Genomic DNA, 24,267 nt, shown 5'->3' with positions numbered 1-24,267 from the left:
CCATTTGTGTTAGACAATCATGCGAAACTGCTCTATTTTTTCTCTAAAGCCAAGCAAGTAACTGGAAGAAAGAAATTACAGAAAATGATTTATATCTTGCAGCAATGCCGGGTCCCCTTTGAAGAAAAATATCAATTCCATTTTTATGGACCTTATTCAGAAGAACTGACATTGCGGGTGGAGGAGCTCTGTAATTTAAACTTTTTAAATGAAGAAAAGGAAGAAAAAAGTAATTACCATCAATATCACTATTCAATAACAGAGGATGGAGCTACTTTTTTAAATCAATTTAAAGTGAATATTCCTGAAATAGAAGACAGAATCAGTGTGCTGCAGGATTGCAGTGCCCGCTTTTTGGAGCTTGTCTCTACGGTGCTGTATTTTTCTTATTTACCGCGGGAGGAAATAATTGATAAAGTACATACGGTAAAACCAAAGCTGAAATATACAGATGAAGAAATGAATGAAGCCTTCCAATTTATTGATGAATTACAGGATAAGTCTTCTCACTAAAAAAGCCTGTTAGAACGTGGTAGAATGGGAAAAAGGTCAGAATGAAGCAGGAGGGAATAACATTGACAGACGGAAAGAAGAAAAAAAATACATTTACAATTATAAAAGACGATTCTACAGATGGTCATGGCGGTTATGGAGCTGGAACAGTCAGCCTTGAAAATATGTCATCGATTATTGTAGATCCGAATGAAGGTAAAGCATATGTTGATATGGATGCGATGCATGCAAGAAGTTCTGTAGAGCGCCGTGTGAAATGGATTAGAGACCGTGAAGAAGTACAAGGCGGGAAGCTTTATTGGATTGTCTGGGTCACAGTGGAAAAAGGAGAAAATGGTCCGTATTATGCTGGAGTTGCCGGCAGTGAAATCCGCGTTAATCGGGAAATCAAACGAGCTTATAAATCCATGGCAGAGCATGTGAAGCATATGGAGAAATCATTGAAAGGCCATATTATTGTTGAGCATATGGACGAGCCTTCAAAAAAATTATTAGGAAACTTCCTGAAAGAATTCAAGCCTGAAATGTGGGAAAATTCGTCTTCAGAACTGAAAGATCAATTAGGAATGGAAAGCTGATCTTTGACAAAATTGTGAATGAATTATGAACAAATTTAGAAATTCTTGTACTTTTCTTAAATACTTTGTAAACTATGAGTACATGGGCTAACTCATGTTTACTAGGACAAAAAGCAGTCCGTATCGAATTTGTCGATACGGACTGCTTTTTTTTGCCCTGGAATTTTAATTTTATCTTCTCCACGATAACTGCACCCCAGCTTTGACCAGACAACGATGTTTAAACTTCTCTGACATATGCTTTGCTGATTTTCTTTTCATACCAGGATTGCAGCCAGCTGTATAAAGCAGTTAATCCCCAATAAATCAGTGCAACTGCCATATAGGCTTCAAAGAAATGAAGCGTGGCTGTAGCCAATAATTTTCCTTGGGCAAGTAATTCAGTAACTCCGACTGTAAATGCTAAGGAGGTGTTCTTCAGCAATCCAAGAAAGGTGTTTCCAGTAGCTGGAATAGCATTTCGCGCAGCCTGTGGCAGAATAATTGATTTTAATGCCTGCGGATAGGTCATCCCGGTTGTCAGTGCTGCTTCAGCCTGACCTTTGTCTACCGATTCCAATCCTGCACGGAAAATTTCTGCAAGGTATGCGGAAACATTTAAGCTAAACGCAAGAATAGCAGCGGTCATTGCAGTAATAGAATTGAATGAAGGCAGCAGCTGAGGCAGCCCGAAATAAATCATTAAGAGCTGTACCAGCGGCGGAGTCCCCCGGAAAAAAGAAATATAAATCAGCGCCAATTGATGTAAAACCGGAGTTCGGTTGACCAGGATTAAAGAAAGAAAAATAGCAATAATGACAGCTATAATCATGGAAGCAATCGCTATATACAGCGTAACTGGCACATAGGTTAAAAGCTCAGGAATAATTTCAAACATATATTTAAAATCGAAATTCATATTTGGACACCGCCATCTTTTCTAATTTAAGTGTTAGACAATAGCGAATTTCTCCATTTTATTGTCTGTCTTCCCTGTGATTTGTCTTTGATAATCCCGTAAGAATTTTTTCGTTCTGTCATTTGCAGGATAATCAAAAACTTCTTCTGGTGTACCCTGTTCAACAATGAAGCCATCATCCATAAAAATGACCCTGTCGGCAACCTCCCGTGCGAAATTCATTTCATGTGTGACAATAATCATTGTTTTTTCCTTGTCTGCGATTCTTGATATGACGCGGAGCACTTCTCCTACCCATTCCGGATCAAGAGAAGATGTAGGTTCATCGAATAAAATAGCATTTGGATTAACCGCCAGCGCACGGGCAATACCTACACGCTGCTGCTGCCCGCCCGACAGAGAAATGGGGTAGTGGTCTGCTTTATTTGATAATCCTACTTGTTCCAATAAATGGCGGCCGATTTCTTCTGCTTTTTTCTTATCTAATTTTTTAGTTACCCTCAAAGGATGGGCGACATTTTTTAAAGCAGTAATGTTTTTAAAAAGGTTATAGTGTTGAAAAACCATTGATGTTTGTAAACGTAATTGATGAATCTCTTTTTTAGTAGCTTTGGCGGTATCGACGAAAATTCCGCCAATTTCAATATGTCCTTCATTGGGTTTTTCTAGAAAATTAAGGCATCGCAGTAATGTTGATTTCCCAGAACCAGAGGGACCGATAATTGCTACAACCTCGCCTTCATCCACATGAAAGCTGATACCTTTTAAAACTTGATTGCTTTTATAGCTTTTCTGTAAGTTTGAAACCTTTATCATGAGTAATTCATCCTTTCTTTTATTAAGTGAACTATTCCTAGTTATTTAATCGGTTTTAAGATTATCGGTTAGTATATCACGCGCATTTGCGTCTAACAATAACTCTTCTTATAGGAATTTAAAGAAGTTCTTATAGAGGTTTTCTATAAGAGGATGTTCAAAAGTCACCAAATGTATTGAATGGGGGCATAATTGCTTCTGCATAAATCGGCTGTGTCTTGCAGCGGGGGTATAATGTGAGAAGAGTTCCTTTTATTTACTAAAACATGTCTTCTCAATCTTCAAAATCCGGAACTCTTCTTTGTTGAACACTTGCTTCAGGTTCTAAAAGATTATATGTTTTTCCCTCTTCTTGAGCAATTTCCAGCAAAGCATTATAATAAGCAGGTTTTTCATTTGTATAGGAAATCATGTTTGTTTTTAAAGACAGATTGGATAGGACATCTAAATGAATATGGACTAATTTTTGACACTGAAGTTCTTTTCGTACACTGATTTCCGGTAAGAAACCAATCCCATTACCGCTCATAATCAATCCCTTCGCCAGCTCCATATTATCTACTTCATATTGGATGGTTGGCTGTAAGCTAAGATTCTGAAAGAGGTTGCGCACCATGGACCAGTCCAGGGAGCCGCACTCAAAAAAGATGATGGTCTCTTTTTCCAAATCATTTATATCAATCAAACTGGCATCCGCAAAAGGATGATTCGGCTCAACGAATAGATTAATAGGACTTTCAAGCACGATTTCAGAAGTGAGGAGATGATGGTCTCCTTTTTTGACAAAACCAAGGTCTATTTCTTGATTTAATACTTTATGCTGAATTGCTTCGCTTGAGCCAGTAATTACTTTTACCTGAACCTGCGGATATCTCCTGGAGAATGCCGGAATGATTCTGGTAAGCAGATAATTGGAAATGAGCTGCGTGCATCCAATAGTTATTTGTTCGGATAGTTCATGTGTTTTCAACTGTTTTTTCCCAGTTTTATAAAACTCAATAATCTGTTCTGCATAAGGAAGGAATTCTTTTGCTTTTTCTGTAATGATGAGTTGTCTGCCTGCACGTTCAAAGAGCTGAGTATCTAATTCCCGTTCTAAAGACTGGATTCTTGCGGTGACAGATGGCTGCGATAAGAAAAGTGCACGGGAAGCTTTATTGATACTTCCAAAATGATTTACCAGTACAAAGGCCTCGATGTTTTCAATATTCATAAACGAAAACCCTCCTAATTCGAAGTAATTTTATCAATATTATATACATTGGGTTGGAAAATGTCACTATGATTCATATTCAAATGATCAGGAGAGTTATATCACTTCTGCGGTTTTGAGCCATCCAGCAAAACAAGAGAGGGAATTTATAATAAATGAAATTATCCCGCCATACAAAATTGAAAAAAGCTTCTCTGTTACTGTGTATTTTGTTAACATGGTGCTGCTCAAATCATAGTATAGTAATCAGATATGAAGATGACATAAGAAAATGTGAACAGAGAATACCTGGACGAAGCCATATAGGTTTTGTCTATAAGCAGGTTAATAATAATTTATAACAGCGCCTATTGTGGGGAATTTGATAGGATGCTATACTATATTAAATTTATAAATCATTGTAAAACGCTTGGTATACTCAAAATAATTTTTGATATTGAAAATGGAAATCAATTAAGCGATTTTAGTTGACTGGTAATAGAATTTTGGAACATGGGAGGAGAAAGGAATGGGGTATAAGCTGGGAATACTTGATCAAAGTCCTATCTTTTCAGAAGAGACAACAGAAGAGGCATTAGAAGCAACAGTGCAATTAGCACAAAAAGCAGAGGAATGGGGATATAACCGTTTTTGGGTGTCAGAGCATCATCAATCACTTGATTTAGCCGGGAGTTCGCCAGAAGTGCTTATTCCTTATTTATTAGCAAAAACATCCTCTATTAAAATCGGTTCAGGAGGTGTAATGCTTCAGCATTACAGTCCTTATAAGGTGGCAGAGAACTTTAAAGTGCTGTCTGCATTGGCACCAGAGCGGGTGGAGCTTGGTGTAGGGAAAGCTCCCGGCGGTTTTTCATTATCAACGAATGCACTGCAATATGGTGGGGCAGGACCGGAAATTTTGTTTGATGAAAGATTCAAGACGCTGCAGCAATTTATTTCTGATCAATTGCCGCAAGATCATTCTTTATACGGCGCAAAGGCTTTACCGGAAACGAAGAAGAACCCGTCGATTTATCTTTTGGGGGCCAGTAAAAATAGTGCCAGACTTGCGGCAGAGCAGAGAGCTAATTTTGTATTTGCACGATTTTTAAATGGTAATGATGAAGTTCTGCAAGAGGCAGTAAGCGAATATCGAAGCATATATCCAAAAGGTGTATTTGCACTTGCCATTGCTTCTTTTGCGGCAGAAACACAAGCAGAAGCAGAAAAAGAAACAAGTAATTATAAAATTTATAAGCTGCAATTAGAAAGCGGCCGTTCTATTTCTGTTCAGTCTCCTGAGCAAATAGAATTGTTCCGGAGCCAGACAGATGAATCTTTTGAAGTGAAGGAACAGGAAGTGGAGCTGCTTGCAGGAAGTACGGATAGTATCAAGGAAGAGCTGGACCGTTTGGCAGATATCTTTCAAATTAATGAGTTTATTCTGCATACACCGATTCAAAGCAGAAAGAAACGTTTCAAGTCATTTGAGCTGTTAGGACAGTTAACAGCCCCAGTGCTGGACTGGAATTGATTGGTGAATATACAATGACAAAGGCTTGAACCTGTGTCAAATACGAATGGTTCTTAAATGAATCGAAGGGGGAAATAAATGAAAAAATTACTTTTATTTGTATCTGCTGCATTCTTACTTCTTGCCGCGGCTTGCGGTCAGGGAGAAGGAAGCGATTCATCGGAAGAGAAGGTGATTAAGGTCGGGGCAGTACCAGATGGATTTCCGCATACCTTTCAGGAAGATGGAGAGCTTGTTGGATTTAATGTAGATATATTTAATGCCATTTTCGATGATATAGGCTATGAAGTGGAGTGGGTTTTAACAGAATGGGATGGTGTTCTGGCAAATTTGCAGTCTGGAAAGGTAGATACAGCAATTAATTTTGCAGCAACTCCTGAGCGGGGAGAAGCGTATGATTTTACGGATCCGTACTATAGTTCAAAAGCAGTTGTTGCTACCTCCAGTAAAGACCCGAAGATAGAATCATTAGATGATCTTGCTGGAAAAGAATTAGTTAGTATTTTAGGAACCAATTTTGAAAATGTCTTAAAAGAAAATTACCCGGAAGAAGATTATGAATTAGTTATTTATGAATCTACGGATGTAGCTTATACCGATATTAATACAGGAAAAGTAGACGGATTTATTTATGGCAGAGAGCAGCTGATGGCACAGATTAGTCAGCGGGATATTCCACTTGAGATTGTTGATGAACCGTTTGGGAATCAGCCGGTAGCACTGCCATTCCAAAAGACAGAAGAAAATCAGGAATTAATCGCGGAAATTAATCAATCCATTGAAAAATTGAAGGAAGACGGAACATTTTCTGAAATATCTTTAAAATGGTTTGATGTCGACTTTTTAGCAGAAGAACAATAGAGAGGGAGAAAATAAATGAAACTTGGAGTAATGATACAAGGACCGGGTGGACATATGAACTCCTGGAAGTCAAAGGAAGTACCTGATGATGCCAGCGTTAATTTGAACCATTATATATCTGTCACCAAAAAAGCAGAAGCAGCTGGAATGGATTTTGTATTTATTGCAGATGGGCTGCACATTAATGAAAAATCCATTCCGCATTTTCTCAACCGTTTCGAACCGTTAACATTATTATCGGCTTTGGCAGCAGTCACAGAAAAAATCGGCTTAGCGGGAACTGTTTCAACAACGTATAGTGAACCATTTAATATTGCACGTCAATTTGCCTCTTTAGACAAATTATCAGGAGGCAGAGCTGGATGGAATGTCGTTACCTCTCCATTGGAAGGAACAGCATCCAATTTTAATAAAGGAAATCATCCAGAGCATAAGGTGCGTTATCAAATGGCAGATGAATATTTAGACGTTGTCAAAGGATTATGGGATTCCTGGGAAGACGATGCCTTTGTCAGAAATAGGGAAACAGGTCAGTTTTTTAATGCGGAGAAGATGCACCGTTTAAATCATTCAGGAGAATTCTTTAAAGCAGAAGGCCCATTAAATATTAACCGCTCCAGGCAGGGACAGCCGGTTATTTTTCAAGCTGGATCGTCTAAAACCGGAATACGATTTGCGGCAAAACACGGGGAAGCAATTTTTACGAATAAATCCACTTTAGAAAGCTCTCAGGAATATTATCGTGCATTGAAAAAGCTGGCTGCAGAAAATGGAAGAAAACCGGAGGATATTGCAATTTTACCTGCTCTATCTCCGATTATTGGCGCGACAGAGGAAGAAGCAGAAGAAAAATATAATGAAATTAAAAATTTAATCAGTATCGAGGAAGCACTCAACTATTTAGGGCGTTTCTTTGACCATTTTGATTTTAGTCAGTTTCCATTAGATGAGCCATTCCCGGATATTGGCGATGTCGGGAAAAACAGCTTTCAATCCACAACGGATGATATCAAAAAGCGGGCAAAAGAAGAGAATTTAACATTAAGAGAGGTTGCTTTAAGTGTTGCTACACCAAGAAATGAATTTTACGGCACCTATGAGCAGATTGCTGACAAAATGATTGAATGGGTAGAGAATGAAGCTGCAGATGGGTTTGTAATTAGTATGTATGTATTAGGGAAGCAATATGATGATTTTCTGAAGCATGTGCTTCCGCTGCTGGAGAGGAAAGGTTCCTTTCAAAGTGATGGTAAAAGCGATACTTTACGGGGGAATCTCGGATTATCGGTTCCTGAAAATCGTTTTAAAAACTAGGAAAACCTGCCGGATAGAGTTTAGTTTTAAAAGTACGTGTTCAAAGAGAACAGAGAAATTCACAGGATTATTTTATTGGGCGGTTTGAATATCCTCTTTAAAGAAGGAAAGGAGAATGAATGTGAGTGCAATTGTTATTATATCAGGAAGCCCTTCGTCACTGTCCAGATCAGAACGCATTCTTTATTATTTGGGTAACCAGGCGGAGCAGAAAGGCTTTTCTGTGAAATATATATCTGTCAGAGATGTGGATGCTGAAGATTTATTATTTGCCAACTTTCAAAGTTCAAAAATAAAAGAGATAGCAGCTGATTTGGAAAAAGCAGAGGGAATTATTGTCGGATCCCCTGTATATAAAGCTTCTTACGCAGGAGTGCTGAAAGCATTATTTGATCTTATGCCTCAGGATGTTTTACGGGGAACTGTTTCACTGCCGGTTATGACAGGGGGAAGCCTCTCTCATTTATTGGCGCTGGATTATGCTCTAAAACCATTACTTGCTACACTGAAAAGCCAAAACTTAAAAGGTTTATATTTTCAAGATAGCGAAATTGATAAAACGAGAGAAAACCCAATTTTAGATGATGCCATGCTGAATAGGACGCAAAAGCAATTAGACTATTTTTTAGAGCAATTAAAAAGTCAGGAGCTGGTTTGACATAAAAAAAATCACAGCATCCGGGATTTGACCTTCAGGATGCTGCGGTAAGATCAGCTTTAAATATATTAAAAATGAATACTTGATAATTGGCCCTCGTTTAGAGGGTTTTTCTATTCTGATATGAGTAGAGTTTATATGATCTTAGAATAACATTTCAAACCACTTTTCCAAAACCCCTCTGTCCGGCTTATCTATTTCTTCATCCTGCTGCTCTGCTTCATCATTATGACAGTATCCAAGCGGTTCAGTACCCTTTTCATAAAACATAATTCTGCTTTTTTCACAGCTTACATCTGCCCGTAATCCGCTGACAGGATCAACTGGGAGGCCAACAACACCAGAGGGCATGGAAAAGACATTTTTTCCATCCTGATCAATTTTCTCCATGTAATTTGCCCATATCTCTTTTGAAAAAGCTGTTTCTGCTACATTAGTCATTTCTCTATGGTCATCATACCCGACCCAAATACCGGTAGAAATAACGGGGCTGTATCCGACCATCCAGCTGTCAAAGTCTGTCGTACCGGATTTGCCGGCATAAATATCAGTCAGCTGATTATTGACATTTGCCCCGGTGACACTCGTATAGCCGTTTAACGTCTCGTCAAACATTCCTGTAAGAAGCTGTGTCAGAATAAAAGCTTTTTTCTCATCCAGTACCGCCTTTCCCTCCTCTGGTTTATGTGAGTAAAGGGATTTTCCATCAGCATCTGTAATTTCTTCAATCAGATAAGGAGTGACTGCCTTCCCTCCATTTGCAAGACGGGCATAAGCATTTGTCAACTCAATCACAGAAACAGAAGAAGTGCCGAGGGCTAAGGAAGGGACTGAATTTAAATCGCTTTTAATCCCAAATTTTTTCGCTGCTTCTATAAATCGGTCCCCGCCTATATAAAGTGCTGTTTTCACAGCATAAATGTTATCTGATAAAGCAATTGCCTGAGCAAGCGTGATTGGCGCATCTGCATAATACCCGTTAAAATTACTCGGCTGATACGTAGAACCATCAGAAAGCTGGAAGGAAGTAGCTTCACTGGTTAAAGTCGTACTGGCTGTATAACCGTTTTCCAATGCAGCATAATATAAAATTGGCTTAAAGGTAGAGCCTGGCATCCTTTTGGCATCGACTGCCCGGTTGTAGCTGCTTGTATGATAATCAATTCCACCCACCATTGCTACTACTTCACCCGTTTGCGGAACAATAGAAATGCCGGCAGCTTCCAAGTCGCTCTTTTCATCGATGGTTTGGGCAGCTGCTGCTTCCATTTCCTGCTGATAATCACTGTTTAAAGTTGTGTGGAGCCGGTAACCACCAAGCTTTACCTCTTCTACGTCCTTATTTAAAATCTGCGCAGCTTCTTTTAATGCCTGATCCTTAAAAAAAGATGCCGCCTCTTCAACAGGGGTCTGTTTTTGATAATTTAATTTTTCATTTATTGCTGCAGTATAGTCCGCCTCAGAAATAAGCTCATTATCAAGCATCCTTTTAAGAATAAGCTGCTGCCTGTTAGTGGCATTTTCTAAATTATTTAATGGAGAATAATAGGTAGGTCCCTTTGGAACTCCAGCCAGCATACTTGCTTCTGCCAGGGACAGCTGATCAGCAGGCTTTCCAAAAAAATAATTACTTGCAGCTTCAATCCCATGAGCGCCGTGTCCATAATAGATAGTATTCATATAGCCTTCTAAGATTTCTTCCTTAGAATAAAACATTTCTAAGCGAATGGCATAGAAAGCTTCCTGCAGCTTCCGGGACCAGGTTTTCTTTGGAGATAGATAGAGATTTCTTGCATATTGCTGTGTGATGGTGCTGGCTCCTTCCTTCAACGAGCCGGAAACAAAATTATTCCACAATGATTTCGCAATACGAAAGAAATCAAGACCGTTATGATCAAAGAAGCGATTATCTTCTATAACCAGGGTTGCCTGAATAGCAGAAGGATCTATATTGTCTAAAGAAACCCATTCATAAGAATCTCCAAAGCTATCTTCAATGATTTCTCCTTCCTGATCATAAAAAATAGCGGGAGATTGATTACTGAGATTTGGCGGTCCCATTAAATAAGCTAATAAGTAGATCGCTAATATTCCAGCAATCATCAGTAAAATGATACCGCCAATCAGCTTGTAGATTAGGCGCAGTTCTTTTAATGATTTCATCCTTCATCGTCTCCAAAAATAATGTGTCTTCACTAAAATGGTGATACTGGAGTTTGTATATCCTCTCTTTTCATTATGGAAAAAGAAATGATTTTATAAACCTGTAAAGTGAAACTTGATTTAGCGAGAGATTTTCGACATCCAGATTAAAATAGATATTTCTATAAAAGTAAGGGGGACTATGGGCTCTTATGCCGTGGTAAAGTTTTTCAACAGCAAGAGTATTGCTTATCATAGTGTTTTATAGATATAATAAACAAATACATTAAATTAAGAAAAATGATAGAAGGAGTACCTATGCAACAAAATTCCGAACATGTCAATATTACGTTGAAGACACTGATTTTTGATTTGGATTCAGGCGATCAGGAAACCCAGGAGCAGACTTTTACTGGGGAATGGACAAAAAAAGGCGACATCGATGTGCTGAGATACAAGGAAGAGGTTGAAGAAGCCGGAACCATCCAGAATATGATTATGATTCGTCCAGAGCGTGTTTCTATAAAGCGCACAGGTGCCATCCAAATGAATCAGCAATTTCAGTTAGGTCAAAAAACAGAAAATATTTATCAGCATATGCATGGCAATATTCATATGGAAACTTTTGTGGAATCCATCACATTTAGAGAGGATACAACGCCGCGGGTGCTTGATATGAATTATACAATGAAGCTGAATGGCCAAATAGAACGTAAGCATCAGCTCGAGCTGCAATTTTCAACAAAATAAGTAAGAATTCCCCTTGCCTTCAAGAAATGCAAAGAGAGTAAGCGGGGGAGGAATTGCCAAAAGTAAAGCCATGACAGGAGGGACGGAACGTTAGTGGAATCCCTTTCTGGCGTAAGAGCAATCCACCGGTACGGGCGTGTTCCTTAAACTGCCTGCGGGGGATGAAACAAGGAGGAAACAGGAAATGAACGTATTAGCACAAGCAGAAGAAACATTAAAGGAACAAATTCATACAGCCGTCATTGCTGCGGAGCTTGCAACAGAGGACACCATTCCCAATATTATTCTGGAAAAACCAAAAGATAAAGCGCATGGCGATTTTGCCACCAATATTGCGATGCAGCTGGCACGGATTGCAAAAAAAGCACCACGTCAAATCGCAGATGATATTGTAGCGAAATTAGATAAGCAGAAAGCATCCATTGAAAAGGTAGATATTGCCGGACCAGGATTTATTAATTTCTATATGAAGCAGGATTTCTTAGGTGAAGTGATTGAAACGGTGCTTGAGGCTGGAGATGCTTATGGAACTTCGAAGGACGGCAATGGCGAGAAGGTGCAAGTCGAATTTGTATCCGTTAATCCGACCGGAGATCTCCATTTAGGTCATGCAAGAAATGCGGCGTTTGGAGATGTTTTGTGTAATCTTTTTGCAGCTGCCGGCTATGAAGTAGAGAGAGAATATTATATTAATGATGCAGGAAACCAAATTAATAATTTAGGTTTATCGGTAGAAGCTCGTTATTTGCAGGAATTAGGACAGTCTGTTGATATGCCGGAAGATGGCTATCATGGGCAGGCAATCATTGATATTGCGAAAACGCTTGTGAAAGAAGAAGGAGATATCTGGGCGGAGAGATCACATGAAGAGCGTCTGGATTATTTTAAAGAATATGGACTTAAAGCCTCCTTGCGTAATATTGAAAATGATTTAAAAGATTTCCGTGTTGAATTTGACAGCTGGTTCTCCGAGCGTTCACTCTTTAAGGATAATCAGATTGATGATGCTTTAAAAGTGCTGGAAGATGGCGGCTATACCTATGAAAAAGATGGGGCATTATGGTTTAAGACGACAGCATTCGGGGACGATAAAGACCGTGTACTTATCAAGCAGGATGGAGCTTACACCTATTTAACTCCGGATATTGCTTATCATAAAAATAAATTAGACCGCGGCTTTGATCAGATTATTAACGTATGGGGCGCAGATCACCATGGTTATATACCAAGAATGCGTGCAGCTCTTGAGGCTATGGGTTATCCAGTCGATAAATTCTCCGTGAAAATTATTCAAATGGTAAACCTGTTTGAAGGCGGAGAAAAAGTTAAAATGAGTAAGCGTACAGGTAAAGCTGTATCGTTAAGAGAGCTTATGGATGAAGTAGGAATTGATGCGGTACGTTATTATTTTGTTGCGCGCTCAAATGACTCGCAATTGGATTTCGATATGGATTTGGCAAAATCACAATCCAATGATAACCCGGTTTACTATGTTCAATATGCACATGCACGTATCTGTACAATGCTTGAACAGGCAAAAAATAAAGGCTTTGCAACAGAGGAAGCGTTCGATGCGTCCCTATTAACAGCGGAAAAGGAACTGGATCTGCTTAAAAAAATAGGGGAGCTACCGCAAGTGATTGCAGATGCAGCAGATAAACAAACACCGCATAAAGTAACCCAATATGTATTTGATTTGGCATCGACGCTGCATAGCTTCTATAATGCAGAGAAAGTATTAGATGCAGATAATCCCGAGCGTACGGGCGCACGTATTGCTTTAATGAAAGCTGTGCGTCAAACATTGGCAAATGGATTAGGTATTTTGGGAGTAACTGCTCCGGAGAAAATGTAATTTGAAGATGATCAAAAAAATCCCGCAGAGAAATGGTTGATTTCTTTGTGGGATTTTTTGATTACATTAAGGACACGTAATTGAAAGGAATTCCTTATGCAGGTTATTCATAAACTTAATTCCTATTAAGATTAGTAGGTAACGAGAGAAAATAATATCTCACTCTCCTGTTAAAGGATATTTATTTACGTTCAATTTGATATATCAATCTAAAAAATATCATTATTTCCCTTGAAATAGGTTGACTGAATGTTCATTCATGTTTTAAAGTAGAGATAGAATTATTTTTTATTAAAATATGAAAACGCTAACAATTTATATTATAATATATAGAGGGGGAAATGATATTGGATACATTTCTGATGATTAATTGGATAGCATTTTTAGCTGTGACGGGCTATGCACTATTCTTATTTGCCAAAGTCATTGCAACACGGGTTACTTATATCAGACTTGGACAAAAATCAGAGTTTGATGGCGAGATAAAGTTGAGAATCCAGCGCATTATAAAAAATGTATTTGGGCAGTCGAAGCTATTAAAGGATAAAAAATCCGGCACGATTCATGTCATGATGTTTTATGGCTTTATCCTGGTTCAGTTCGGAGCTATTGATATGTTTATCAAAGGGCTCTCCCCTGGAAACCATTTGCCGTTCGGCGTGCTCTACCCGGGATTTATCTTTTTCCAGGAGCTCGTGACGCTGATGATTTTAGTTGCAGTTGTATGGGCATTTTACCGCCGTTATATGGAGAAGCTGGTCCGTTTGAAAAGGGGATTTAAAGCAGGGCTTGTTCTTATTTTTATCGGTACATTAATGGTTTCCGTACTGTTTGGAAATGGAATGGCTATGATTTGGCACGGACATGAAGTAACATGGGCAGAGCCGGTTGCCAGTATCTTTGCCAGCTTATTTGGCGGTGTTTCAGCAGGTACAGCGATGGTGCTATTTTATATTGCCTGGTGGGTACATACGGTAACATTGCTTACATTCTTGGTGTATGTGCCGCAGTCCAAGCATGCACACTTAATTGCTGCACCAATCAATGTATTCCTGAGCAAGCAGGTACCCGGGAAATTAGAAAAGCTTGATTTTGATTTAGAGGATATGGATGAAGAAAGTGAAGAGGAGATTGCTTTTGGAGTCGGGAAGGTAGAAGACTTCAAGCAGCATCAGATGATAGATTTCTATGCCTGTGTGGAATGCGGCCGTTGTACGGATGTGTGTCCGGCTTCTGGCACAGGAAAAATGCTTTCGCCGATGGATATTATGATTAAGGTCCGGGACCATTTAACGGAAAAAGGAGCGGCAGTTACCGGCAAATCAGCCTGGGTTCCTTCCTACGCCTTTTCAGGAGCTGCAGGCAACCAGGCTTCTGCAAGCAAGGAAGCTGCTGCATCCGTTCAAAGTATGAGCTTGATTGGTGATGTAATCACAGAGGAGGAGCTGTCTGGATGTACGACCTGCCGGAACTGTGAGGATGCCTGCCCTGTAAATAATGAGCATGTTGGTACGATTATTGATATGCGTCGTTATTTAGTCATGACAGAAGGAAAAATGGATTCTGATATTCAGCGTGCTGTCATGAATATTGAACGTCAGGGCAATCCCTGGGGATTATCCAAGAAGGATCGGATTAAATGGCGTGATGAAGATGAATCCGTTTATATTCCGACAGTGAAGGAATTGAAGAAGGAAGATAAAACATTCGAGTATTTATTCTGGGTCAGCTCGATGGGCTCCTTTGACAGCCGCAGCCAAAAAATTGCACTCAGCTTTGCAAAATTAATGAACCAGGCCGATGTCAGCTTTGCTATCCTGGGAAATACAGAGGCAAACTCTGGTGATACAGCAAGACGGATTGGTAATGAGTTTTTATTCCAGGAAATTGCGGAGAAAAATATCAAGCAATTTACAAAGAATGACGTCACGAAAATTGTCACGATAGACCCGCACGCGTACAATATATTTAAGAATGAATACCCTGACTTTGGATTTGAGGCAGAGGTATATCATCATACACAGCTGCTCTATGACCTGATTATATCAGGAAAATTGAAGCCGCAAAAAGCAATAAATGAAAGATTAACTTATCATGATTCCTGTTATTTAGGAAGATATAATGGCGTTTACGATCCACCTCGGGAAATACTGAAGGCTATTCCAGGCCTGGAGCTGGTGGAAATGAACCGTAGCCGTGAAAATGGAATGTGCTGTGGCGCGGGCGGCGGCTTAATGTGGACAGAAGAAACGACTGGAAACCGGATTAACGTTGCGCGTACAGAGCAGGCATTACAAGTACAGCCGTCAATGATTTCAAGTGCATGTCCATATTGTTTAACAATGCTGAGTGATGGCACAAAAGCAAAAGAAGTAGAAGAGGATATTGGTACAATGGATGTTGCTGAGATTTTGGCACTATCTGTTTTTGAACAAAATGAAGAAAAAACAGCATAAAGGTATAGAGAGGGCGGGTGTCCTCTCTATACTTTCTACTGTTCATTGAACGAGCGTTCGTTCGAAGTATAAAGGGAGGCTATATATTATGAGAAAATCGGTTATTGTTGCGGGGGCGCGCACCCCTTTTGGGAAATTTGGGGGAGCATTAACACCGTTAACAGCAGTAAATCTGGGAGCAGCAGCAATTAAAGCAGCATTAGAAAGAGCTGAACTTGATGGTGCAGATGTAGATGAAGTGATTATGGGAACCGTTCTGCAGGGTGGACAGGGACAAATTCCGTCAAGGCAGGCTGCAGTGGAGGCAGGCATTCCATGGGAGGTAAAAACAGAAACAATTAATAAGGTCTGTGCTTCCGGGCTGCGCAGTGTTACATTGGCAGATCAATTAATCCGGTTAGGCGAAGAAAATATAATTGTTGCCGGCGGAATGGAAAGCATGAGCAATGCACCATATTTTTTACCTGATGCCAGATGGGGAAACCGCATGGGTGATAAATCGGTAAAGGATTTAATGATTCATGATGGTCTTACCTGCACTTTTACAGGAAACCATATGGGAAGCTATGGCAACGACACAGCTGCATCCTTTAAAGTGTCACGTGAACGCCAGGATGAATGGGCAGCGAGGAGTCAGCAGCTGGCAGTAAATGCGATCGAATCAGGGAAGTTTGCAGATGAAATTGTTCCTGTAGAAATCCCTGTCCGTAAAGGTGAGCCGATTGTTGTCAGTGAAGACGAAACACCGAGAAAAGGAACAACTGTTGAGAAATTAGCTGCGCTACGGCCTGCATTCGATAAAGACGGCACCATTACAGCAGGCAACGCACCTGGTGTGAACGATGGAGCGAGTGCTGTAGTTGTCATGTCAGATGAAAAAGCAAAGGAATTAAATAAAAAGCCGCTGGCAACAATTTTAGGCCATGCGGAAGTAGCAGTGGAAGCAAAAAACTTTCCGCAGACGCCAGGCTTAGTAATTAATCGTCTGTTAGAAAAAACAGGTGTATCCCAGGAAGAAATCGATCTCTACGAAATTAATGAAGCATTTGCAGTTGTTGCACTGGCAAGCGGACAAATTGCAGATATTGATGAGGAAAAAATAAATGTCAATGGTGGAGCAGTCGCGCTGGGACATCCGATTGGCGCAAGCGGTAATCGGATTATCCTAACATTAATCCACGAGTTAAAACGCCGCGGCGGTGGAAAAGGCATTGCGGCGATCTGCAGCGGAGGCGGCCAGGGAGATGCTGTTTTAATTGAAGTACCGGCAGATTAATTGTGTGCGTTAAAAAAACTTCTAAAAGGAGCGTGTTATCATGACTGTAAAAGAAGTAATGGTTATTGGAGCAGGGCAAATGGGTGCAGGAATTGCGCTCGTTTTTGCCCGTTCCGGCTATCAGGTGAAAATGTATGATACAAACATAGAGGCGCTGAAAAGGGGAAAGCAGTATATTGAGAAGATATTCGATAAGGATATTGCTAAAGTAAAAATGGAAGCGGATACAAAGAAAGAGGCGTTAAATCGTCTGCAGCTTGTTGTTGATCTGGATGCAGATCCGATTACAGCTGATTTTATTATTGAAGCGGTTGTTGAAAAAGTGGAAGTGAAAAAAGAAGTATTCCAACGGCTTGATGAGCTTGCACCGAAGCATACCATTTTTGCGACCAATACATCCTCCTTGCCGATTACTGAAATTGCTTCTGTCACCAATAGAGCTGAGCAATTTATCGGCATGCATTTTATGAACCCTGTTCCCGTGATGAAGCTGGTTGAAATTATTCGGGGACTGGAAACGAGTGAAGCAACTTACCAGACAGTTAAAGAATTGTCGGAGGCCTTAGATAAACAGGATGTAGAGGTGAAAGATTTTCCGGGCTTTGCTTCCAATCGCATCCTGATGCCGATGATTAATGAAGCAGTTTATACCGTTTTTGAAGGGATTGCGAGTATAGAAGATGTGGACCAGGTAATGAAACTGGGGATGAATCATCCAATGGGGCCGCTGCAGCTGGCAGATTTCATTGGTCTGGATACATGCTTATCCATTATGGAGATTCTTCACGAAGGCTTCGGAGACAGTAAATATCGTCCATGCCCGCTCCTGAGACAGTACGTGCAGGCAGGAAGACTCGGCAAGAAGGCAGGCAGAGGCTTTTACACATATAGTGATTAAAAAAGAGAACAAGTATTGAACGTGGAAGGGGTATGCATATTGATTATTACACAAACAGAGGAACAAAAAATGTTAATCAAAATGGTTCAAGACTTTGCCCGCGATGAGATTGCCGAGGAAGTCGGGCGGATGGAGGAGGAAGACCGTTTTCCGAAAGAAATTATTGCGAAGATGGGAGAGCTTGGATTAATGGGTATTCCTATACCGGAGAAGTATGGGGGTGCCGGTATGGATTTCAGTTCCTATATCCGTGTGATTCACGAGCTGTCAAAGGCAAGTGCAACAATTGGTGTTATTTTGTCGGTACACACCTCTGTCGGCACAAATCCGATTCTTTATTTTGGAACGGAGGAACAGAAAAAGAAATATATTCCCAAGCTTGCTTCCGGAGAATACTTAGGTGCTTTTGCTTTAACAGAGGCAAATTCCGGCTCAGATGCAAGCGGTTTAAAAACAACGGCTAAGCTGGTCGATGATATGTACGTATTGAACGGTTCAAAAGTATTTATTACTAACGGGGAATATGCCGATACATTTATTACATTTGCCAGAACAAGTGGTGATAAGGACGGAATCAGTGCTTTTATTGTTGAAAGAGATAGTCCGGGTCTGGTGATTGGAAAGAATGAAAAGAAAATGGGATTGAAGGGTTCAAGTACGGTTGAACTAACCTTTGAGCAATGCCGGATTCCTAAGGAGAATCTGCTTGGTAAGGAAGGGCAGGGCTTTAAAATAGCGATGGCTAACTTAAATATCGGGAGAATTGGCATTGCGGCCCAGGGTCTCGGTATTGCGGAGGCAGCGCTGGATTATTCCGTTGCTTATGCAAAGGAAAGGGAGCAGTTTGGCAAACCGATTGCAGCAAATCAGGGGATTTCCTTTAAGCTGGCAGAGATGGCGACGAAGGTGGAAGCGGCAAAGCTATTAACCTATCAAGCAGCAAAACGGATTGAAATGAATCAAGCCTGTATAAAGGAAACGTCTATGGCGAAGCTGACAGCAACAAAAGCAGCAATGCAAAATGCAATTGAGGCTGTTCAGATTTATGGCGGCTATGGCTATACCAAAGAATATCCTGTTGAAAGGCTGTTTCGTGATGCGAAGGTAACGGAAATTTATGAAGGAACGAATGAAATACAGCATATCGTGATATCTAAAGAGCTATTGAAGGGGAGATAGAAATGAATTTTCAATTAACCGAAGAACAAGAAATGCTGCGGAAAATGGTCAGAGATTTTGCTGAAAATGAAGTGGAGCCGACAGCGGCGGAGAGGGATGAAGAAGAGCGATTTGACAGGGAGATTTTCAATCAGATGGCAGAGCTTGGATTAACAGGTATCCCCTGGCCGGAGGAATATGGAGGGATAGGTTCCGACTATGTGAGCTATGTGATTGCAGTAGAGGAACTATCGCGTGTCTGTGCTTCCACGGGAGTAACGCTTTCGGCTCATTTATCTTTGGCGAGCTGGCCAATTTATAAATATGGCAATGAAGAACAGAAGCAGAACTTTTTACAACGGCTTGCAACTGGAGAAGCGCTGGGGGCTTATGCCTTATCAGAGCCTGGGGCCGGCAGTGATGTAGTGTCGATGAAAACAACAGCTAAAAGAGACGGTACGGATTATATATTGAATGGCAGCAAAGTGTGGATCACAAATGGCGGCGTGGCAGATCTCTATATTGTTTTTGCAAAAACAGATGCGGAGAAAAAGCATAAAGGCATTACTGCATTTATCGTTGAAAAAGGAACAGATGGCTTCACATTCGGCAAAAAAGAAAAGAAGCTTGGCATTCGTTCATCTCCTACTACAGAGTTAATCTTCGAGAATTGCAGAATACCTGCAGAAAATGTATTGGGGGAAGAAGGAGACGGTTTTAAAATTGCAATGACCACCTTAGATGGAGGCAGAAACGGCATTGCTGCACAGGCTCTGGGAATTGCGCAAGGAGCACTGGATGCAGCTGCAGCTTATGCGAAGGGAAGAGAGCAATTCGGCAAGCCGATTGCAGCCAACCAAGGCATATCCTTCAAACTGGCAGATATGGCAACAGATATCGAAGCAGCCCGTCTGTTAACCTACCAGGCTGCATGGCTAGAATCAGCTGGAAAAGTCTATGGAAAAGCATCTGCCATGTCGAAATTATTCGCAGGTGATGCGGCGATGCGTATTACCGTAGAAGCAGTGCAAATTTTTGGCGGCTATGGATACACAAAAGACTATCCAGTGGAGCGCTACATGCGTGATGCTAAGATTACGCAAATTTACGAGGGTACAAATGAAATCCAGCGGCTTGTTATCGGTCGGATGCTGACAAAATAAATATATTCTCTTTCAGTAATTGAAGCTGAACATAATATTTGTGAATGCTATGGAGGAATAAACACTGATTTTATCATAGAGAACCGCCCATTTAATGAAATCTCATTTACAAAAAGGAGGTTGAGTGATGAGTGAAGATCAGATCCGCTCCTCTGTCAAAGACCAGGAGCTCGTAATGCGGCGCAGAAAACAAATTATTGAAGGGGCCATGCGGCTGTTTAAGGAAAAAGGCTTTCACCGGACTACGACAAGAGAAATTGCCAAAGAATCTGGATTCAGCATTGGCACATTATATGAATACATTAGAACAAAAGAGGATGTGCTTTTTCTTGTTTGCGAATTTGTACATGATCAAGTGCGTGATCAGCTTACAGCAACGATTTCTGTAGATAATCCATCAGACGAAAGTCTGCGTCAGGCCATCCGGCAATATCTTTATTTTATGGATACCATACAGCCTGAAATTTTAATGCTGTATCAGGAAACGAAATCATTAAATAAAGAAAAGCGCAAGTTTGTGCTGGAGCAGGAGCGTAAGGTTGTTGGAATGATGGAGGAGCTCTTGACTGTTTCCTTAAAAGAAAAGCTGAGCTCTAAAGAAATTTATTTTTTGGCAAATAATATTGTCGTCAGTGGACATATGTGGTGCTTCCGCCGCTGGATGATTCAAAAAGAATTTACTATTGATGAATACGTAGAATTACAGATGAAACAAGTGAATTGTTGGCTGTAAACATATGAAAGTCCAGAAATCTTGGAATCTAGTTAAAGGGGAGGATGAAGCATGACAGAAGAGCGTTATTCGCCAAAGCATCCCATTCGTTTTGTGACGGCATCCAGCTTGTTCGATGGGCATGATGCTTCCATAAATATTATGCGGCGTATTCTGCAGGCCAGCGGTGCCGAGGTTATTCACCTTGGGCATAACCGTTCGGTAGAAGAAGTAGTCTATGCAGCCATTCAAGAGGATGCACAGGGGATTGCAATCTCATCTTATCAAGGCGGACATGTCGAATATTTTAAATATATGATTGATTTGTTAAAAGAGCTGGATGCGGTGCATATTCAAGTTTTAGGTGGTGGCGGAGGAACCATTCTTCCGCGAGAGATCAAAGAGCTTCATGAATATGGAGTTGCCTGGCTGTTTTCTCCTGATGATGGAAGAAAATATGGCCTGCAAGGGATGATTGACCGTATGCTGGAAAAATGTGATTTTATCCCGCCGATAGATATAGAGAAAGACTTCTTGCGATTAAAAGAAGGGGACCGGCTGGCAATCGGTAAATTCATCACCTTAATGGAGAATGGGGAACAAGAAACTAAGAAACAGGTTTTAGAAAAGTTCTCTGCTCATTCCAAAAAGAAAATTCCTGTACTTGGAATCACGGGAACAGGCGGAGCAGGAAAGAGCTCTCTGACCGATGAACTTATCCGCCGATTTTTGAATGAAATTCAGGAGCGGAAGATAGCGATTTTATCTATTGATCCTTCCAAGCGAAAAACAGGCGGTGCTTTACTTGGAGACCGTATCCGAATGAATGCTATTTTTTCCGACCGGATTTATATGCGCTCTCTTGCTACCAGAAATTCAGGCACAGAGCTTTCTGATTCAATTCAGGATGCGATAGAAGTGGTACGTGCCTCAGACTATGATCTCATCATTGTGGAGACGAGTGGAATAGGGCAGGGCGATGCAGCAATTACAGATATTACGGATTTATCTATGTATGTTATGACTGCAGAGTTTGGTGCACCTACACAGCTGGAGAAAATCGATATGATTGATTATGCTGATTTTATCGTCATTAATAAATTTGAACAAAAAGGATCAGAGGATGCGCTTAATCAAGTGCGAAAGCAATATGAGCGCAGCCATATGCTATTTCATCAGGATAAAACCAAATTCCCTGTCTTTGGTACAATAGCGAGTCAATTTAATGATGAAGGAACAAACGCTTTATTTGCTTCATTGATTGATCGGATGAATGAAGATTATCAGTGGGAAGCAGAAATTCCATTTCAACGTCATGTTATTTCAGAAAAGCAAAATCAAATCATTACCAATGAGCGCAGGCATTATTTGAGGGAGATCGCTTCCTATGTCCGGAATTATGATAAGCGTGCTGGGAAACAGCGGGGGATTGCCACGAAACTCTATCAGTTAAAAGGAGTAAGAGAGGACTTGGGCGAGGAAGCAGGAGCTTCATTAGACCGGGCAATTACAATATATGAACAGCAATTGGACGGGGATGCGAAACAGCTGCTGGATAATTGGGAAACATTAAAAGAAAGTTATCTGGGTGACACATTTACCTTTAAAGTAAGAGAGAAAGAAATCACGATGGACTTAACAACAGAGTCTTTATCAGGCTTAAAGATTCCAAAAGTTGTGCTGCCCAAATACCGGGATTGGGGAGATCGTCTGTATTGGTTAATGAGGGAGAATGTTCCAGGCTCTTTTCCTTATACAGCCGGTGTGTTTCCGTTTAAACGAAAAGGAGAGGACCCGACGAGACAATTTGCCGGCGAAGGAACTCCTGAGCGGACTAATCGCCGCTTCCATTATCTTTCTAAGGGAGAAGAAGCGAAACGTCTTTCTACTGCATTTGATTCAGTAACTTTATATGGAGAAGATCCTGCAGAACGACCGGATATTTACGGGAAGGTCGGCAACAGCGGTGTAAATATTTGTACATTAGATGATATGAAAAAGCTCTATAGCGGCTTTGATTTAACAGATCCGTTAACATCTGTTTCCATGACGATTAATGGACCGGCGCCAATTATTTTGGCAATGTATTTTAATACTGCTATTGATCAGCAGGTAGATAAGTTTACAGAAGAAAACGGACGCCCGCCTACGACGGAGGAATTTGGTCGAATTCAGGCAGATACTGTTTCTGTAATCCGGGGTACAGTGCAGGCTGATATTCTAAAAGAGGATCAGGGCCAGAATACTTGTATCTTTTCGACAGAATTCGCTCTCCGGATGATGGGAGATATTCAAGCATATTTCATAGATAATAAGGTACGGAATTATTATTCAGTTTCTATATCCGGCTATCATATTGCGGAAGCAGGTGCAAATCCGATTACCCAGCTTGCATTCACATTAGCAAATGGATTTACCTATGTAGAGTATTATTTGAGCCGGGGAATGGATATTAATAAATTTGCACCAAATCTTTCTTTCTTCTTCTCTAATGGTTTAGATCCCGAGTATACAGTGATTGGAAGAGTGGCAAGAAGGATTTGGGCAATTACCATGAAGGAAAAGTACAATGCAAATGAGCGCAGTCAAAAGCTGAAGTACCATGTACAGACTTCAGGGCGGTCCCTGCATGCCCAGGAAATAGATTTTAATGATATCCGTACAACATTGCAGGCATTACTGGCTATCCAGGACAATACAAATTCACTGCACACGAACGCTTATGATGAAGCGATTACGACACCGACAGAAGAATCTGTCCGCCGGGCAATGGCAATTCAAATGATTATTAATAAAGAATTTGGATTAGCAAAAAATGAAAATTCCTTACAGGGAGCTTTTATTGTTGAAGAGTTAACTGACCTTGTACAGGAAGCGGTTTTAAAGGAATTTGAGCAGATGAATGACCGCGGCGGTGTACTGGGAGCAATGGAACGTCAGTATCAGCGCGGGAAAATTCAGGAGGAATCACTTTATTATGAAGGGAAGAAGCATTCTGGAGAACTGCCGATTGTAGGCGTAAATACGTATTTAAATCCCAATCCTCCATCTGAAGAAGATATTGACTCAATGGAGCTTGCCCGGGCAACAGAAGAGGAAAAAATGCATCAAATCAAAGAACTGCGCCGTTTTCAGACAGAGCATCAAGATAATGTAGAAGAAGCTTTAAAACGATTAAAACAGACAGCAGTAACAGATGGAAATATCTTTGCAGAATTACTGTACACAGTCCGCTACGCAAGTCTGGGCCAAATCACAAAAGCACTCTACGAGGTCGGCGGACAATACCGGCGTAATATGTAAACTCGTTGAAAGTATAATGAACTATGAAACCCACGCTCACGTTCTTTTTATAATAAAAATGAATAGTTTATGATTAATTTCCCTTACTGTATAAGTTGAAATAGGAACTTGCATGCTCTTGTTTATCACTCAACTTTCGCACCTAAGAATAAACATATAAACCTTGCTGTTCCAGGATGTACATGGTCTT

At 40.6% G+C, this 24,267-nt stretch carries 19 protein-coding genes; 15 read left to right on the top strand and 4 right to left on the bottom strand.

Annotated features, from left to right (window positions below; all coding sequences use genetic code 11):
- Window positions 1–6 precede the first annotated feature (6 nt).
- Entirely contained in the window at window positions 7–513 is a 507-nt protein-coding gene (locus OSO01_RS20285) for a YwgA family protein (RefSeq protein WP_147212296.1), read from the top strand.
- A gap of 62 nt (window positions 514–575) precedes the next feature.
- Entirely contained in the window at window positions 576–1,091 is a 516-nt protein-coding gene (locus tag OSO01_RS20280) for a YwhD family protein (RefSeq protein WP_246145257.1), read from the top strand.
- Window positions 1,092–1,311: 220 nt separating this feature from the next.
- Here OSO01_RS20280 and OSO01_RS20275 read toward each other — a convergent pair whose 3' ends face one another.
- The 3 genes from OSO01_RS20275 to OSO01_RS20265 all read right to left on the bottom strand — a co-directional run bounded on the left by OSO01_RS20275 (window position 1,312) and on the right by OSO01_RS20265 (window position 4,018).
- Window positions 1,312–1,989 carry an amino acid ABC transporter permease gene (locus tag OSO01_RS20275; protein ID WP_147212294.1) on the bottom strand — a complete coding sequence of 226 codons (678 nt, stop codon included), beginning with the start codon at window positions 1,987–1,989 and terminating at the stop codon, window positions 1,312–1,314.
- 33 nt (window positions 1,990–2,022) lie between these two features.
- Window positions 2,023–2,805 (bottom strand): amino acid ABC transporter ATP-binding protein, encoded by a 783-nt coding sequence (locus OSO01_RS20270; protein ID WP_147212293.1) that lies wholly within the window; start codon window positions 2,803–2,805, stop codon window positions 2,023–2,025.
- Window positions 2,806–3,079: 274 nt separating this feature from the next.
- A complete protein-coding gene (locus OSO01_RS20265; protein WP_147212292.1) occupies window positions 3,080–4,018 on the bottom strand; it encodes a LysR family transcriptional regulator in 939 nt (312 codons plus the stop codon).
- A 508-nt stretch (window positions 4,019–4,526) separates the two neighbouring features.
- Here OSO01_RS20265 and OSO01_RS20260 point away from each other — a divergent pair.
- The 4 genes from OSO01_RS20260 (at window position 4,527) to ssuE (ending at window position 8,364) form a co-directional block, all read left to right on the top strand.
- Window positions 4,527–5,531, top strand: a complete 1,005-nt coding sequence (locus tag OSO01_RS20260; protein ID WP_147212291.1) for an MsnO8 family LLM class oxidoreductase — start codon at window positions 4,527–4,529, stop codon at window positions 5,529–5,531.
- Window positions 5,532–5,609: 78 nt separating this feature from the next.
- On the top strand, window positions 5,610–6,392 hold the full coding sequence (locus tag OSO01_RS20255) for a transporter substrate-binding domain-containing protein (RefSeq protein ID WP_147212290.1): 783 nt from the start codon (window positions 5,610–5,612) through the stop codon (window positions 6,390–6,392).
- Window positions 6,393–6,407: 15 nt separating this feature from the next.
- Window positions 6,408–7,706, top strand: coding sequence for an LLM class flavin-dependent oxidoreductase (locus tag OSO01_RS20250; protein ID WP_147212289.1), 1,299 nt, complete (start codon window positions 6,408–6,410; stop codon window positions 7,704–7,706).
- A gap of 121 nt (window positions 7,707–7,827) precedes the next feature.
- The gene (gene ssuE, locus OSO01_RS20245) at window positions 7,828–8,364 is read left to right on the top strand and encodes an NADPH-dependent FMN reductase (RefSeq protein WP_147212288.1); all 537 of its coding nucleotides are present in this window, start codon (window positions 7,828–7,830) and stop codon (window positions 8,362–8,364) included.
- Window positions 8,365–8,508: 144 nt separating this feature from the next.
- On the opposite strand, the gene OSO01_RS20240 is transcribed toward ssuE, so the two are convergent.
- Window positions 8,509–10,527, bottom strand: coding sequence for a transglycosylase domain-containing protein (locus OSO01_RS20240; protein WP_147212287.1), 2,019 nt, complete (start codon window positions 10,525–10,527; stop codon window positions 8,509–8,511).
- Window positions 10,528–10,824: 297 nt separating this feature from the next.
- Between OSO01_RS20240 and OSO01_RS20235 the strand changes: the two genes are divergently transcribed.
- The 9 genes from OSO01_RS20235 to icmF all read left to right on the top strand — a co-directional run bounded on the left by OSO01_RS20235 (window position 10,825) and on the right by icmF (window position 24,077).
- The gene (locus OSO01_RS20235) at window positions 10,825–11,256 is read left to right on the top strand and encodes a YwiB family protein (protein WP_147212286.1); all 432 of its coding nucleotides are present in this window, start codon (window positions 10,825–10,827) and stop codon (window positions 11,254–11,256) included.
- Window positions 11,257–11,440: 184 nt separating this feature from the next.
- A complete protein-coding gene (gene argS, locus OSO01_RS20230) occupies window positions 11,441–13,111 on the top strand; it encodes an arginine--tRNA ligase (RefSeq protein ID WP_147212285.1) in 1,671 nt (556 codons plus the stop codon).
- 347 nt (window positions 13,112–13,458) lie between these two features.
- A complete protein-coding gene (locus tag OSO01_RS20225) occupies window positions 13,459–15,567 on the top strand; it encodes a (Fe-S)-binding protein (RefSeq protein ID WP_147212284.1) in 2,109 nt (702 codons plus the stop codon).
- Between the two features lie 88 nt (window positions 15,568–15,655).
- The gene (locus tag OSO01_RS20220; RefSeq protein ID WP_147212283.1) at window positions 15,656–16,843 is read left to right on the top strand and encodes an acetyl-CoA C-acetyltransferase; all 1,188 of its coding nucleotides are present in this window, start codon (window positions 15,656–15,658) and stop codon (window positions 16,841–16,843) included.
- Window positions 16,844–16,883: 40 nt separating this feature from the next.
- On the top strand, window positions 16,884–17,741 hold the full coding sequence (locus tag OSO01_RS20215) for a 3-hydroxybutyryl-CoA dehydrogenase (RefSeq protein ID WP_147212282.1): 858 nt from the start codon (window positions 16,884–16,886) through the stop codon (window positions 17,739–17,741).
- Window positions 17,742–17,786: 45 nt separating this feature from the next.
- Window positions 17,787–18,920, top strand: a complete 1,134-nt coding sequence (locus OSO01_RS20210; RefSeq protein WP_371863314.1) for an acyl-CoA dehydrogenase — start codon at window positions 17,787–17,789, stop codon at window positions 18,918–18,920.
- Between the two features lie 2 nt (window positions 18,921–18,922).
- Entirely contained in the window at window positions 18,923–20,062 is a 1,140-nt protein-coding gene (locus OSO01_RS20205; RefSeq protein ID WP_147212281.1) for an acyl-CoA dehydrogenase, read from the top strand.
- Between the two features lie 127 nt (window positions 20,063–20,189).
- Window positions 20,190–20,795, top strand: coding sequence for a TetR/AcrR family transcriptional regulator (locus tag OSO01_RS20200; protein ID WP_147212280.1), 606 nt, complete (start codon window positions 20,190–20,192; stop codon window positions 20,793–20,795).
- A gap of 51 nt (window positions 20,796–20,846) precedes the next feature.
- On the top strand, window positions 20,847–24,077 hold the full coding sequence (gene icmF / locus OSO01_RS20195; RefSeq protein ID WP_147212279.1) for a fused isobutyryl-CoA mutase/GTPase IcmF: 3,231 nt from the start codon (window positions 20,847–20,849) through the stop codon (window positions 24,075–24,077).
- The last annotated feature ends 190 nt before the right edge of the window (window positions 24,078–24,267 follow it).

It is taken from the genome of Oceanobacillus sojae, from assembly GCF_007991515.1.
GTDB lineage: Bacteria > Bacillota > Bacilli > Bacillales > Amphibacillaceae > Oceanobacillus > Oceanobacillus sojae.
The sequence above is the reverse complement of the archived record's forward strand: the minus strand, read 5'-3'. Positions and strand labels throughout refer to the sequence as shown.

Bases quoted from the DNA above. Each gene is read 5' to 3' on its own strand.
- OSO01_RS20275 (WP_147212294.1), bottom strand. From the start codon at position 1,989: ATGAATTTCGATTTTAAATATATGTTTGAAATTATTCCTGAGCTTTTA.
- OSO01_RS20270 (WP_147212293.1), bottom strand. From the start codon at position 2,805: ATGATAAAGGTTTCAAACTTACAGAAAAGCTATAAAAGCAATCAAGTT.
- OSO01_RS20265 (WP_147212292.1), bottom strand. From the start codon at position 4,018: ATGAATATTGAAAACATCGAGGCCTTTGTACTGGTAAATCATTTTGGA.
- OSO01_RS20260 (WP_147212291.1), top strand. From the start codon at position 4,527: ATGGGGTATAAGCTGGGAATACTTGATCAAAGTCCTATCTTTTCAGAA.
- OSO01_RS20255 (WP_147212290.1), top strand. From the start codon at position 5,610: ATGAAAAAATTACTTTTATTTGTATCTGCTGCATTCTTACTTCTTGCC.
- OSO01_RS20250 (WP_147212289.1), top strand. From the start codon at position 6,408: ATGAAACTTGGAGTAATGATACAAGGACCGGGTGGACATATGAACTCC.
- OSO01_RS20240 (WP_147212287.1), bottom strand. From the start codon at position 10,527: ATGAAATCATTAAAAGAACTGCGCCTAATCTACAAGCTGATTGGCGGT.
- OSO01_RS20235 (WP_147212286.1), top strand. From the start codon at position 10,825: ATGCAACAAAATTCCGAACATGTCAATATTACGTTGAAGACACTGATT.
- argS (WP_147212285.1), top strand. From the start codon at position 11,441: ATGAACGTATTAGCACAAGCAGAAGAAACATTAAAGGAACAAATTCAT.
- OSO01_RS20220 (WP_147212283.1), top strand. From the start codon at position 15,656: ATGAGAAAATCGGTTATTGTTGCGGGGGCGCGCACCCCTTTTGGGAAA.
- OSO01_RS20215 (WP_147212282.1), top strand. From the start codon at position 16,884: ATGACTGTAAAAGAAGTAATGGTTATTGGAGCAGGGCAAATGGGTGCA.
- OSO01_RS20205 (WP_147212281.1), top strand. From the start codon at position 18,923: ATGAATTTTCAATTAACCGAAGAACAAGAAATGCTGCGGAAAATGGTC.
- OSO01_RS20200 (WP_147212280.1), top strand. From the start codon at position 20,190: ATGAGTGAAGATCAGATCCGCTCCTCTGTCAAAGACCAGGAGCTCGTA.
- icmF (WP_147212279.1), top strand. From the start codon at position 20,847: ATGACAGAAGAGCGTTATTCGCCAAAGCATCCCATTCGTTTTGTGACG.